Genomic DNA, 14,223 nt, shown 5'->3' with positions numbered 1-14,223 from the left:
CGCGTTTTCATCACCCGTCGTTCATCCGCTGCTTCTCCCCGGATCGTCAAGTGCCGTCAACCTGGCGGTCCCAACTCGACTGGAGGTGCGGGCGTGAAGCCGAGCGGCAGCGTGATCGAGGGATCGTTGGTGGCCGCGTTCGAGCGCGAGGTCGCGGAGCTGGTGGGAGGCAGGACCTGCGTGGCGGTGGACGAGGGGCGGTCCGCCCTGGCGCTCGCGCTCTCCGCCCTGGGCGTGGCCCGCGGTGACGAGGTCGTCGTCCCCTCCTACGCCCCCGTGGGCGCCGCGGACGCGATACGCCTGGTCGGCGCGGTCCCGGTCTTCGCGGACATCGACCCCGTGTCGTACTGCCTGGACCCGGAAGCCGTGGCCGTCGTGCTGTCGCCGCGTACCGTCGCCATCGTGGCGGCCCACCAGTTCGGGCACCCCGCCGCCATGCGGGAGCTGGGGGCGCTGGCCGAGCGGCACGGGGTGGCGTTGCTGGAGTACGCGTCGCGGGCCTACGGTGCCGCGCTGGACGGTCGACTCGTCGGCACCTTCGGTCTGATGGCGGTCTTCGGCTTCGGGGTCGCCACGCAGGACGCCGTGCTGGCCCGCAGGCTGCGCGGTCTGCGCACCGGGGACGCCGTGCCGGCGGAGGAGTCCGCGGCCGTGGCGCGGGGCGAGTTGGAGCGTGTCGCCGGGTTCACCGCGCGGCGCCGCGCGAACGCCAGGGTCTTCGACTCCGCACTGACCGGTGTGCTGCCGCCGTACGCCGCCGAGGGGACGCGGCACGTCTACCAGCGCTACGTGGTCAGGGTCCCGGGCAACGGCCGGCCCGACCGGGACGCGTTCGCCAAGGCGCTGGCCGCTCGCGGGGTGGACGCGTCGGTGCCGGTGACCACCCCCGTGCACCGGCTGCCCGCGTACCGCAGCGGCGCGCACCTGCCGCACACCGAGCGGGCGGCCGCCGAGACCCTCTCGCTGCCGGTGCACCCGATGCTCACCGAACGCGAGGTGGAGCGCGTCGTCCAGGCCTGCAACGCGCTCGGCGGACTGATGGGCTGAGCTGGGCGGATGCCGTCTCGACGGGCTCTCGGCGGGCTCGTACACCAGCCCGCCGGACGGATTTCCGACTTGGCCGGGGAATGGGCTACGATCCTGTTCGTCGGCGCGCCCCAATAGCTCAGTCGGCAGAGCGTCTCCATGGTAAGGAGAAGGTCTACGGTTCGATTCCGTATTGGGGCTCCAGCGAACGAAGGCCCCCACCGGTTCAACCGGTGGGGGCCTTCGGCATGTTGGGAAGAAATTCGGCAAGGCCGGAAGGTCGGGAGGAAGGGGGGCCTGAGGCCCCCCTCTCGTCTTCTCGTCAGTCGCCTTCGTGGCCCGAGACGCGCAGCGTCAGGATGGCCATGTCGTCCGAAGGCGCGTCCGCCGCGAAGCGTTCGACGGCGCGCTGCACGCGGGCCGCGACGGCGCCCGCCGTCAGGCCGGTGCACTGGGCGAGGACGTCCGCGAGGCCGTCGTCACCGAGCATGCGGGAGCCCTCGCGGCGCTCGGTCACGCCGTCCGTGACGCACAGCAGCACGTCACCGGTATCGAGGCGCACCGTCTGCTCGTACAGCTCCAGGTCCTCCAGCACGCCCAGCAGCGGCTGCGGTTCCGCGGCGGGGTCCACCGTGCCGTCCTGGCGCAGGCGCAGCGGCAGCGGGTGGCCGGCGCAGACCACCTTCAGTTCCGCGCTGCCGTCCGGCTGCGGCCACAGCTCGCCGTAGAGCAGGGTGAGGAAGCGGCTGCGGGCGCCCTCGTCGAGGATGGCCGCGTTGAGCCGCTCCAGGACGGCGGGACCGCTGAAGCCCTCGCGGGCGAGCAGGCGCAGCGCGTGCCGGGCGAGGCCGGTGACGGCGGCGGCCTCAGGGCCTGTGCCGCACACGTCGCCGATGGCGAAGCCCCAGCAGCCCTCGCGGATCGGAAAGAGGTCGTAGAAGTCGCCGCCGACCTCGTTGCCCTCGCCCTGCGCCTGGTAGATGACCTCGACCTCGACGCCGGGGATCTGGGGCAACTCCGGGGGCAGCAGGCTGCGTTGGAGGGACTGGCTGATCGCGGTGCGCTCGGAGTACAGGCGCGCGTTGTCCAGGGCGAGCGCGGCGCGGCGGGAGAGGTCCTCGGCGAGTTCCAGGATCTCCTGGCGGAAGCGCTCGTCGGAGGGCTTGCCGAGGGTGAGCATGCCGATGACGCGGTTGCGGGCGACCAGCGGCAGGACGACCGTTTCTCCTCCGACGGCCGACGCCGTGGCGTGGGCGCCGGTGCCGGTGGCCGGGCGGCCCGCCTCGGCCAGGCCCAGGCTGCGCAGGGAGGCGCGCAGCGCCGTGGAGTTGGCGGCCCGGGAGGGCGCGGTCCAGGTGCGGGCGCCCGGGGTCGGGTCGGGGGAGGGCGGGTCGATGCGGGAGAGCAGGGCCTTGAGGCCGTCGATGCGGTCCTCGTCCTCGTGCAGGACGAAGGCGAGTTCGGGCTCCGACTGCTCGGCGATGGTGTAGACGGCGCACCAGCTGGCCAGCGTCGGCACGGTCATCTGGGCCATCAGCGCCAGCGTCTGGTCGCGCTCCAGCGTTCCGGCCAGCAGGTCGGAGGCCTCGACGAGGAAGGACAGCGAGCCGCGCCGCAGCCGTTCCAGCTCCGTCAGCCGGGCGCTCTCGACGGCGAGCGCGATCCGGTCGGCGGCGAACTGGAGACGCAGCGCCTCCTCGTTGCCGTAGCGTCCCGGGGTCTCGGCGGCCACGCCCAGGGAGCCGGTGAGGCGGCCCTCGACCTTCAGCGGAACGGTGACCACCGACCGCATCCCGGTGCCGGCCAGCAGCGGCACGGCGCCGGGGGCGGCGGTGAGGTCCTCGTGGACGGCGGGCATCCGGGCGCTGCCGTACCGGCCGGTGCCGGCCTCGACGGGGACGCGGGCGAAGCGCTGGCGGGCGGAGGGCAGGCCGGTGGAGGCGCGGACCTCGAGTTCCGTCTCGTCGTCGGTGGCGAGCAGCAGGTAGGCGGAGTCACCGTCGAGCATGTCGCGGGCCCGCTCGACGGTGCGCTGGAGCAGGCCGTCGAGGTCGTCGGGAGCGGGCGAGCCGATGAAGACCTCGAACGGGTCGGCGGCCTTGCCGCGGTCGGCGGGCACCGCGTCCTGCACGGGCAGCCGGACCGGGCTCGCCAGCACCGCGCGCTCGTGGTCGCGTACCAGCAGGCAGACGGTGGACGGCTCGCCGTAGGTGTCGCGGACCCGCAGGTGGGAGCCGTAGACCGGCTGAACCTTGCCGTCGGCGTCGCGGACGCCGTACGAGCCCTCCCAGCGCGACAGGCGCAGCGCCTCGGCGAGGCCGAAGCCGGTGCCGGGGGTCTGCGGCCAGGCGGTCAGGTCGCCGAACGGCTTGCCGACGACCGTGCCTGCGGTGTGCCCGAACAGCGCCGCGGCGTCGTCGTTCCAGCTGGTGACGGTGGAGTCGTGGGCGACCTGGACGACGGCGACGCGGACCTGGCTGTCGGCGAGCGGCAGGGCGGCGGCGGGCAGCGCGGGACCGGCGGCGCGGGTGCCGGCCGGGCGCTGCGGCAGGTCGAGCTGGAACCACACCTGCTTGTGGGTGGCCGCGTACTCCACGCCCCAGCGGGAGGCGAGCGCCGAGCACAGGATCAGGCCGCGGCCGCCCTCGCGGTCGGGGGAGGCGGCGGCCTCGGGGGACTCGTGCAGCGGCACCTCGCGCTCGGGGTAGCGGTCGGCGACCTCGACGCGCACGGCCGTCGGCAGGCGCAGGCACAGCACGTCGGCGGCGGTGCCCGCGTGCACGACGGCGTTGGTGACGAGTTCGCTGGTCAGGACCACCGCGTCATCGACGACGTCACCGAAGCCCCAGCCCTGGAGGGTGTCGCGGACGAAGGCGCGGGCGGCGGCGACCGAGCGTCCGATGGGCTCGAAGGTGGCGGCTGCCCGCGCGGTGATCACTTGGCTCCTCGTGTGTCGCTGGTCACTCGTCGGCCGGTTGCCGGGGGGCGTCCTGTCGACGGCGTCGTCGTCGCTGTGCGCGGCGGCCTCGTCGCCGTGCGTTTCGTCGTCGTACGGGGGCGCGTCGGCCGCGTCGGGGGGCGCGGGGGCGGTTCGCGCGCGCTCGTCGGGCGCCGGTGCGCGTGGTGGGCGGACGTGCGCCCGCGACGCCTCGGGACCGTCGTCGGCGGTCCCGGCCGGTGCCGGGAGACGTTCCCGTCCGGCGCTCTGCTCGCGCATCTCGCGGCACCCCTCCGCTGCCAGGTGTACGCCCGGCCGTCGGCGGGCAACCGGATGCCAGGTTACTTACCCACCCAGGCGCCGTGTGCGCCGGTTGCGGGTGTTTTCCGTCGGATCGTTGTGCTCGCGTGTACGTGATTCGGTGACCGATGCGCTCGAACCGTTATGGCCGGACAGGTGCATGGTGAAACACTGGGAGCGCCTTGGGCAGGGGCAAGAGCCAGGGCACGACGAGTACGACCCTCCGGGAGGGACACGGTGGAGTCTGGTGCATCGTCGCGCGGTACGGCCGCGCGTACGAAGGGCGCGCGGTCCCGTGCGAACGGGACCGTGGAGGTCGACGCTGCCGCTCTGCACAGGATGCTGGGCGCGCTGGTCTCCATGCGGGACGGCAATTTCCGCAAGCGCCTGACCGTCTCCGGTGACGGGGTGATGGCGGAGATCTCCGCCGTCTTCAACGAGGTCGCCGACCGTAACCAGCACCTCACGGGCGAGCTGGCGCGGGTGCGCCGGGTGGTCGGCCGGGAGGGCAAGCTCACCGAGCGCCTGGAGGTCGGGCCGTGCGAGGGCTCGTGGGCGGCGGCCATCGACGCCTCCAACGCCCTCGTCGACGACCTGGCGCGGCCGGTGTCCGAGGTGGGCCGGGTGCTGTCGGCGGTCGCGGAGGGCGACCTGGAGCAGCGCATGGACCTGCGCTCGCAAGGGTCCGACGGCTCGGCGCACCCGTTGCGCGGTGAGTTCCTCAAGGTCGGGCGCACGGTCAACGGGCTCGTCGACCAGCTGTCGGCGTTCACCGACGAGGTGACCCGGGTGGCCAACGAGGTCGGCACCGAGGGGAAGCTCGGCGGGCAGGCCAAGGTGCGCGGGATGTCCGGCTCGTGGAAGGACCTCACCGACTCCGTCAACACCATGGCGCAGCGGCTCACCGCCCAGGTGCGCGACATCGCGCTGGTGACCACGGCGGTGGCCAAGGGCGACCTGTCGCGGAAGGTCACCGTCCATGTGGACGGCGAGATGCTGGAGCTGAAGAACACCGTCAACACGATGGTGGACCAGCTGTCCTCGTTCGCCTCCGAGGTGACCCGGGTGGCCCGGGAGGTCGGTACCGAGGGCGAGCTCGGCGGCCAGGCGCAGGTGCCGGGCGTGGCCGGGGTGTGGAAGGACCTCACCGACTCGGTCAACCTGATGGCCGGCAACCTGACGGCCCAGGTGCGGGACATCGCGCAGGTGACGACGGCGGTGGCCAACGGCGACCTGTCGCAGAAGATCACGATCGCGGCGCGCGGCGAGGTGGCCCAGCTCGCCGAGACCATCAACGGGATGACCGAGACGCTGCGCACCTTCGCGGGCGAGGTGACCCGGGTCGCCGGGGAGGTCGGGGCCAAGGGCCAGCTGGGCGGCCAGGCGCAGGTGCCGGGCGCGGCGGGTACGTGGAAGGACCTGACGGACTCGGTCAACACCGCGTTCCGCAACCTCACCGGACAGGTGCGGGACATCGCGCAGGTGACGACGGCGGTGGCCAACGGCGACCTGTCGCAGAAGGTGACGGTCGAAGTCTCCGGCGAGATGCTGGAGTTGAAGAACACCGTCAACACGATGGTCGACCAGCTCTCCGCGTTCGGCTCCGAAGTCACGCGCGTGGCACGGGAGATCGGCCTCGAAGGCGAACTCGGCGGCCAGGCGCAGGTGCCGGGCGCCGCAGGTACGTGGAAGGACCTGACGGACTCGGTCAACACCGCGTTCCGCAACCTCACCGCGCAGGTGCGCAACATCGCGCAGGTGACCACGGCGGTGGCCAACGGCGACCTGACGCAGAAGGTCACGGTGGACGTCTCCGGCGAGATGCTCCAGCTGAAGGAGACGGTCAACCGCATGGTCGACCAGCTCTCGTCGTTCGCCGCGCAGGTGACGCGGATGGCGCGGGACGTGGGCACCGAGGGCCGCCTCGGCGGTCAGGCCAGGGTGGAGGGCGTCTCCGGCACCTGGAAGGACCTCACGGACTCCGTCAACTTCATGGCGGGCAACCTCACCTCGCAGGTGCGGCAGATCGCGCAGGTGACCACGGCGGTCGCGCGAGGTGACCTGTCACAGAAGATCGAGGTCGACGCGCGCGGTGAGATCCTGGAGCTGAAGAACACCATCAACACGATGGTCGACCAGCTGTCCGCCTTCGCCGACCAGGTCACCCGGGTCGCCCGGGACGTGGGCACCGAGGGGCGGCTCGGCGGCCAGGCGCAGGTGCCGGGCGTGGCGGGCGTGTGGCGCGACCTGACGGACTCCGTCAACGGCATGGCCGGCAACCTGACCGCGCAGGTGCGCAACATCGCGCAGGTCGCCACGGCGGTCGCGCGCGGCGACCTGTCGCAGAAGATCGACGTGGACGCCCGGGGCGAGATCCTGGAGCTGAAGAACACCCTGAACACGATGGTCGACCAGCTGTCCGCGTTCGCCGAGCAGGTGACGCGGGTCTCGCGCGAGGTCGGCACCGAGGGCATCCTCGGCGGCCAGGCGGACGTCAAGGGCGTCTCCGGCACGTGGAAGGACCTCACGCAGTCCGTCAACGGCATGGCGGCCAACCTCACCGGCCAGGTCCGCAACATCGCCGAGGTGACGACGGCGGTGGCCAACGGCGACCTGTCGAAGAAGATCACGGTGGACGCCAAGGGCGAGATCCTGGCCCTGGTGACGACGGTCAACACGATGGTCGACCAGCTGTCGGCGTTCGGTGACGAGGTGACGAGAGTCGCCCGCGAGGTGGGCACCGAGGGGCGGCTCGGCGGCCAGGCCCGGGTGCGGGACGTCTCCGGCATCTGGAAGGACCTCACCGACAACGTCAACATCATGGCCAACAACCTGACGTCCCAGGTGCGCGGCATCGCGGACGTCGCCACGGCGGTGGCCAACGGTGACCTGACCAAGAAGATCACGGTCGAGGCGCGCGGCGAGGTCGCGCAGCTCGCGGACACCATCAACACCATGGTCGACACGCTCTCCGCGTTCGGTGACGAGGTGACCCGGGTGGCCCGCGAGGTGGGCACCGAGGGCGAGTTGGGCGGCCAGGCGCGGGTGCCGGGCGTCTCCGGGACCTGGAAGGACCTCACCGAGTCCGTCAACGGCATGGCGTCCAACCTGACCAACCAGGTCCGCAGCATCGCCCAGGTGACGACGGCGGTGGCGCGCGGCGACATGTCGAAGAAGATCGACGTGGACGCGCGCGGCGAGATCCTGGAGCTGAAGACGACCATCAACACGATGGTCGGCCAGCTGTCCGCGTTCGGTGACGAGGTCACGCGGGTCGCGCGCGAGGTGGGCACCGAGGGACGGCTCGGCGGTCAGGCACGGGTGCCGGGGGTCTCCGGCATCTGGCGGGACCTGACGGACTCGGTGAACCTGATGGCCAACAACCTCACCAGCCAGGTGCGGCAGATCGCGCAGGTCGCCACCGCGGTGACCCGGGGCGACCTCAACCTGCGCATCGACGTGGACGCGGCCGGGGAGATCCTGGAACTCCAGGACCACATCAACACGATGATCGTCAAACTGCGCGAGACCACGCTCGCCAACAAGGAACAGGACTGGCTCAAGGGCAACCTGGCGCGCATCTCCGGCCTGATGCAGGGCCGCCGGGACTTCGTGGACGTCGCGGCGCTCATCATGAGCGAGCTGACGCCGGTGGTCTCCGCGCAGCACGGCGCGTTCTTCCTGGCCCAGGAGATCGGCGAGGGCGGTGAGCGCGGGGAGATCGGCGGCGCCGACGGGGAGTCGTACGAGCTGCGGCTGATCGGCTCCTACGGCTACTCGCGGCGCACGATGCCGACCTCGTTCCTGCCCGGCGAGTCGCTGATCGGGCAGGCCGCTGTGGAGAAGCGCACGATCCTGGTGGAGAACGTGCCGCCCGGCTACCTGAAGATCGCCTCCGGGCTCGGCGAGGCGCCGCCCGCGCACGTGATCGTGCTGCCGGTGCTCTTCGAGGACCGCATCCTGGGCGTGATCGAGCTGGCCTCCTTCCAGCCGCTCACCCAGATCCAGAAGGACTTCCTCAGCCAGATCGCCGAGATGATCGCCACCAGCGTCAACACCATCTCGGTCAACACCAAGACCGAGGGGCTGCTCAAGCAGTCCCAGGAACTCACCGCCCAACTGCGCGAACGTTCCGCCGAGTTGGAGAACCGGCAGAAGGCGCTGCAGGCGTCCAACGCCGAACTGGAGGACAAGGCCGAGCTGCTGGCCCGTCAGAACCGCGACATCGAGGTGAAGAACACCGAGATCGAGGAGGCCCGGCAGGTCCTGGAGGAGCGCGCCGAGCAGCTGGCGGTCTCGATGCGCTACAAGTCGGAGTTCCTGGCCAACATGTCGCACGAGCTGCGCACGCCGCTCAACTCGCTGCTGATCCTGGCCAAGCTGCTCGCCGACAACGCCGACGGCAACCTCTCGCCGAAGCAGGTGGAGTTCGCCGAGACGATCCACGGCGCCGGTTCCGACCTGCTCCAGCTGATCAACGACATCCTGGACCTGTCGAAGGTCGAGGCGGGCAAGATGGACGTCAGCCCGACCCGGATCGCGCTGGTGCAGCTGGTGGACTACGTGGAGGCCACCTTCCGGCCGCTGACGGCGGAGAAGGGCCTGGACTTCTCGGTCCGCGTCTCCCCGGAGCTGCCGGTCACCCTGCACACCGACGAGCAGCGGCTGTTGCAGGTGCTGCGCAACCTGCTGTCGAACGCGGTGAAGTTCACCGACAGCGGCGCGGTCGAACTCGTCATCCGCCCGGCCGGCTCCGACATCCCGGTGGCGATCCGCGAACAGATGCTGGAGAGCGGCTCGTTGCGCGATCCCGACCAGGAGATGATCGCGTTCTCGGTGACCGACACCGGCATCGGGATCGCGGCCAGCAAGATGCGGGTGATCTTCGAGGCGTTCAAGCAGGCGGACGGCACCACCAGCCGCAAGTACGGCGGCACGGGCCTGGGCCTGTCCATCAGCCGGGAGATCGCGCGGCTGCTGGGCGGTGAGATCCACGCCGACAGCGAGCCGGGCCGCGGCTCCACCTTCACGCTCTACCTGCCGCTCAACACCGGCGAGTCCGCGCAGAAGGACCCGTACGCGGAGGGCGCCGAGGGCGAGGAACGCGCGTCCCTGGAGGGCCCGGCCGACGGTGCCCGCCCGCGCGGCAGCCTGTCGCGGCTGCGGCGGCGCGCGGCGCTGCCCCCGGCCGAACAGCCCGAGCGCCAGGCGGTGGTGGAAGAGACCTGGGTGGGCACGGGAGCCGAGCAGGAGCCCGGCGCGCCCCAGGCGGCCCCCGGCGGCCAGGGCGGCTTCAACGGTGAGAAGGTGCTCATCGTCGACGACGACATCCGCAACGTCTTCGCGCTCACCAGCGTCCTGGAGCAGCACGGCCTGACCGTGCTGTACGCGGAGAACGGCCGCGAGGGCATCGAGGTGCTGGAGCAGCACGACGACGTGGCGGTCGTGCTGATGGACATCATGATGCCGGAGATGGACGGTTACGCGACCACCACCGCGATCCGCCGCATGCCGCAGTTCGCCGGGCTGCCGATCATCGCGCTCACCGCGAAGGCGATGAAGGGCGACCGGGAGAAGAGCATCGAGGCGGGCGCGTCCGACTACGTGACCAAGCCGGTCGACACCGACCACCTGCTGTCGGTGATGCGACAGTGGATGGCGGCGCGGTGACGCGGGACGGCGGCGCGGTGACGCGGGAAGGCGGCCCGAGGCCGCGGGATGGCGGCGCGAGGCCACAAGATGGCGGCCCGAGGCCGCGCGCTGGCGGCGCGGTGCTCCGGGGTGGCGGCGCGGTGACGTGCCGGGCACGGATCGTGGAGCCTATGACGGTCCGGTGACGAGTGCATGAGAGCGGAGTGAGATTGCGCCGTCGCGTCACTCGGCGTACCCGCGAGGGTGTGAGAGTGCGTGATACCGGGAACCTTCTGGTCTCCCGCTACGTTTTTGCTACGTGCACAGTGACATGGCGGTGACAGGGTGTGGCGAACGACAGGGTGCGGCTACCATGACCGGCACAAGGACGGGCGGCGTTCAGGAGTCGTCCCTGGGGGCGGCGCCCGGCGTGATGCCGGGTCGAGGAGGGCGGGCCATGGTGCAGAAGGCCAAGATCCTCCTGGTCGATGACCGGCCGGAGAATCTGCTGGCGTTGGAGGCCATCCTCTCCGCGCTCGATCAGACGCTGGTGCGGGCATCGTCCGGGGAGGAGGCGCTCAAGGCGCTGCTCACCGATGACTTCGCGGTGATCCTTCTGGACGTGCAGATGCCCGGCATGGACGGGTTCGAGACCGCCGCGCACATCAAGCGCCGCGAACGCACCCGCGACATCCCGATCATCTTCCTGACCGCCATCAACCACGGTCCGCACCACACCTTCCGCGGCTACGCGGCGGGCGCGGTGGACTACATCTCCAAACCGTTCGACCCGTGGGTGCTGCGCGCCAAGGTCTCGGTCTTCGTCGAGCTGTACATGAAGAACTGCCAACTGCGGGAGCAGGCGGCGCTGCTGCGGCTCCAGCTGGAACAGGGCGGCCAGTCCGGGGCGTCGAACGGCAAGGAACCGGCCGGGCTGATCGCGGAGCTGTCCGCGCGCCTGGCGGCGGTGGAGGAGCAGGCGGAGGCGCTCACCAAGCAGCTCGACGACTCCGCCGACGCCGCGGCGGTGGCGACCGCGGCGCACCTGGAGCGCAAGCTGACCGGGTTGCGGCGGGCGCTGGACGCGCTGGAGCCGGGCACGGGCGGTGGCGGAAGCGGCCCGACGGTGCCGCCGCAGGGCTGACGGTGCCGCCGCAGGGCTGAGCCCGAGCCGGTTCCCGGCGGCCGCCGCGCCGACGGAGGTTCGGGCGGGCCGACGGCTCCCCGGGGGTGGGCGTGTACTCCGTAAGGGTGGGGTAACCGCGGTCCTCGCACGGGTGACGGCGTGTCACCTCGACACGCCCGCAAGGCGACACGAACGGGCGAAGGGTGCGCCTCGTAGGCCGCCCCGGGCAAGCGGCGGTAACCTCGGCGTCATGGCTTCACGTACGTCCGGCAAGGGCTCGAACAGCGCTGCGGCGCCAGTGAAGCGCGCCGGGCGCACGAGCGGCACCGCGAAGAAGGCGGCAGCCCGCCCGGCGAAGAAGGCGGCGCCCGCCGCGCGGAGGGCGCCCGCGAAGAGGGCCGCCCCCAAGGTGGCGCCCAGGCCCGCGCCGAGTCCGACCAACGGCGTCTACCGCCTGACCCGCGCCGTCTGGCTGGGCTTCGCGCACAGCGTCGGCGCGGTCTTCCGCGGCGTCGGGCGCGGCGCCCGCGGCCTGGACCCGGCGCACCGCAAGGACGGCCTCGCGCTGTTCCTGCTCGGCCTGGCGCTGGTCACCGCCGCCGGCACCTGGTCCAACCTCAGCGGCCCGGTCGGCGACCTCGTCCAGATGATCGTGACCGGCGCGTTCGGCCGCCTCGACCTGATGGTGCCGATACTGCTGGTCGTCGTGGCGATCCGGCTGATGCGCCACCCCGAGCAGCCGGAGGCCAACGGCCGCGTCGTCATCGGCCTGTCCGCGCTGCTCGTCGGCGTCCTCGGGCTGGTCCACATCGGCTGCGGAGCGCCCGGCCGGGGCCAGGGCGAGGAGGCGATGCGCGCGGCGGGCGGACTGATCGGCTGGGCGGCCTCCAAACCGCTGCTGTTCACCGTGGGTTCGGCGCTGGCGGTGCCGCTGCTGGTGCTGGTCGCCGTCTTCGGGCTGCTGGTGGTCACCGCCACGCCGGTCAACGCCATCCCGCGCAGGCTTCGTGAGGCCGGCACCCGGCTCGGGCTGTACGAGCCGCCGCTCGCCGAGGAGTCCGCAGGCGGACCGGTCCCGTACGACGACGAGGAGGCCGAGGCGGAACAGGACGCGGACGCGCCGGTGGCGCCGCGCGCCGCCTCCGCCCGCAAGGGCCGCCGCAACGCACCCCCGGCCGACGACCCCGAGGCCATAGAGGTCGCGGAACTCGGCAAGCGCCGCAAGGGCCGCAAGGGCCAGGACCCCGACGCGTCAGCAGGCGGCCCGGTCGTACCGGACTTCACCAAGCGCGACCCGGACGCGGTCGACGTGGCCGCGGCGGCGGCCGCCGCGCTGGACGGCGCGGTGCTGCACGGCGTCCACCCCTCGCCGGTCGTCGCGGACCTCACCAGCCGCATCAGGACCAAGGACGCCGCGTCGCCCGCCGCCGACGAGGAGCGGGCCGCCGCCTCCGGCTCGGTGCCCGCGGCCCGCGACGAGCGACCGGGCACGCCCGACGAGCGGCCCGGCACCGTACCCGACCTGACCAAGCAGCCCTCGCCGCCCGCGGCCGACGCGCTGCCGCCGCGCGCCGAACAACTCCAGCTGTCCGGCGACATCACCTACGCGCTGCCCTCGCTCGACCTGCTGGAGCGCGGCGGCCCCGGGCGCACCCGCAGCGCCGCCAACGACGCCGTGGTCGCGGCGCTCAGCACCGTCTTCACCGAGTTCAAGGTGGACGCCTCCGTCACCGGCTTCAGCCGCGGCCCCACCGTCACCCGCTACGAGGTGGAGCTCGGCCCCGCGGTCAAGGTCGAGCGGATCACCGCGCTGGCCAAGAACATCGCGTACTCCGTCGCCAGTCCGGACGTGCGGATCATAAGCCCGATTCCGGGCAAGTCGGCCGTGGGCATCGAGATCCCCAACTCCGACCGGGAGATGGTCAAGCTCGGCGACGTGCTGCGCTCGGCGGACGCGGCGGGCGAGGACCACCCGATGACGGTCGGCCTCGGCAAGGACGTCGAGGGCGGCTACGTGATGGCCAACCTCGCCAAGATGCCGCACGTGCTCGTCGCCGGTGCCACCGGCTCCGGCAAGTCGTCCTGCATCAACTGCCTGATCACCTCGATCATGGCGCGGGCCACGCCGGACGAGGTGCGCATGGTGCTGGTCGACCCCAAGCGCGTCGAACTGACCGCGTACGAGGGCATCCCGCACCTGATCACGCCGATCATCACCAACCCCAAGAAGGCCGCCGAGGCGTTGCAGTGGGTCGTGCGCGAGATGGACCTGCGCTACGACGACCTGGCCGCCTACGGCTACCGGCACATCGACGACTTCAACGCGGCGGTGCGTTCCGGCAAGGCCAAGCCGCCCGCCGGCAGCGAACGCGAACTGGCCCCGTACCCGTACCTGCTGGTGATCGTGGACGAGCTGGCCGACCTGATGATGGTCGCGCCGCGCGACGTCGAGGACGCCATCGTGCGCATCACGCAGCTCGCGCGGGCGGCCGGCATCCACCTGGTGCTCGCCACCCAGCGGCCCAGCGTCGACGTGGTCACCGGCCTGATCAAGGCCAACGTGCCGTCCCGGCTGGCGTTCGCCACCTCCTCGCTCGCCGACAGCCGGGTCATCCTGGACCAGCCCGGCGCCGAGAAGCTCATCGGCAAGGGTGACGGGCTGTTCCTGCCGATGGGCGCGAACAAGCCGGTCCGGCTCCAGGGCGCGTTCGTCACCGAGGACGAGGTCGCCTCTGTCGTCGAGCACTGCAAGGCGCAGCTCACGCCCTCGTACCGGGACGACGTGACCGTGGGCGGCGGCCCCAAGAAGGAGATCGACGAGGAGATCGGCGACGACCTCGACCTGTTGTTGCAGGCGGCGGAGCTGGTCGTCTCCACGCAGTTCGGCTCGACCTCGATGCTCCAGCGCAAACTGCGCGTGGGATTCGCCAAGGCGGGCAGGCTCATGGACCTGATGGAGTCACGCGACATCGTGGGACCGAGTGAGGGGTCCAAGGCCCGGGACGTCCTGGTCAAGCCCGACGAGCTGGACGGCGTGCTGGCGGTCATCCGGGGCGACGTCCAGGGCTAGCCGGGCGGCTCGCCGTAGCCCGTTCGTGTCCGGCCCGATGCTCATCCGTAGTGCGGGGGTACGGAGAGCGGGGCAACCCTTTCCGCTGGCGGCGCGTCAAATGGAGACAGGGAAACCGCATATGGACCCCCT

At 71.9% G+C, this 14,223-nt stretch carries 5 protein-coding genes and 1 tRNA gene; 5 read left to right on the top strand and 1 reads right to left on the bottom strand.

The genetic code is table 11. The annotated features are described in order from the left end of the window. Positions 1 to 93: 93 nt before the first annotated feature. Together K7472_RS20545 and K7472_RS20540 are read left to right on the top strand one after the other, a co-directional pair. Positions 94 to 1,047 (top strand): DegT/DnrJ/EryC1/StrS family aminotransferase, encoded by a 954-nt coding sequence (locus K7472_RS20545; RefSeq protein ID WP_222979963.1) that lies wholly within the window; start codon positions 94 to 96, stop codon positions 1,045 to 1,047. 107 nt (positions 1,048 to 1,154) lie between these two features. Then, positions 1,155 to 1,230 (top strand) — tRNA-Thr (locus K7472_RS20540). Between the two features lie 118 nt (positions 1,231 to 1,348). On the opposite strand, the gene K7472_RS20535 is transcribed toward K7472_RS20540, so the two are convergent. Continuing rightward, positions 1,349 to 3,964 carry a SpoIIE family protein phosphatase gene (locus tag K7472_RS20535; RefSeq protein ID WP_222979977.1) on the bottom strand — a complete coding sequence of 872 codons (2,616 nt, stop codon included), beginning with the start codon at positions 3,962 to 3,964 and terminating at the stop codon, positions 1,349 to 1,351. A 537-nt stretch (positions 3,965 to 4,501) separates the two neighbouring features. Between K7472_RS20535 and K7472_RS20530 the strand changes: the two genes are divergently transcribed. From K7472_RS20530 to K7472_RS20520, 3 genes are all read left to right on the top strand, one after another. Then, positions 4,502 to 9,934 carry a HAMP domain-containing protein gene (locus K7472_RS20530; protein ID WP_222979962.1) on the top strand — a complete coding sequence of 1,811 codons (5,433 nt, stop codon included), beginning with the start codon at positions 4,502 to 4,504 and terminating at the stop codon, positions 9,932 to 9,934. 418 nt (positions 9,935 to 10,352) lie between these two features. Next, the gene (locus tag K7472_RS20525) at positions 10,353 to 11,039 is read left to right on the top strand and encodes a response regulator (RefSeq protein ID WP_222979961.1); all 687 of its coding nucleotides are present in this window, start codon (positions 10,353 to 10,355) and stop codon (positions 11,037 to 11,039) included. Positions 11,040 to 11,271: 232 nt separating this feature from the next. Beyond that, positions 11,272 to 14,091, top strand: a complete 2,820-nt coding sequence (locus K7472_RS20520) for a DNA translocase FtsK (protein WP_222979960.1) — start codon at positions 11,272 to 11,274, stop codon at positions 14,089 to 14,091. Positions 14,092 to 14,223: the final 132 nt, after the last annotated feature.

It is taken from the genome of Streptantibioticus parmotrematis (genome assembly GCF_019890615.1).
In the GTDB taxonomy this organism is placed as follows: Bacteria; Actinomycetota; Actinomycetes; order Streptomycetales; family Streptomycetaceae; genus Streptantibioticus_D; species Streptantibioticus_D parmotrematis.
Note: the sequence above shows the minus strand (reverse complement) of the source record. Positions and strands in the feature narration are given on the sequence as shown.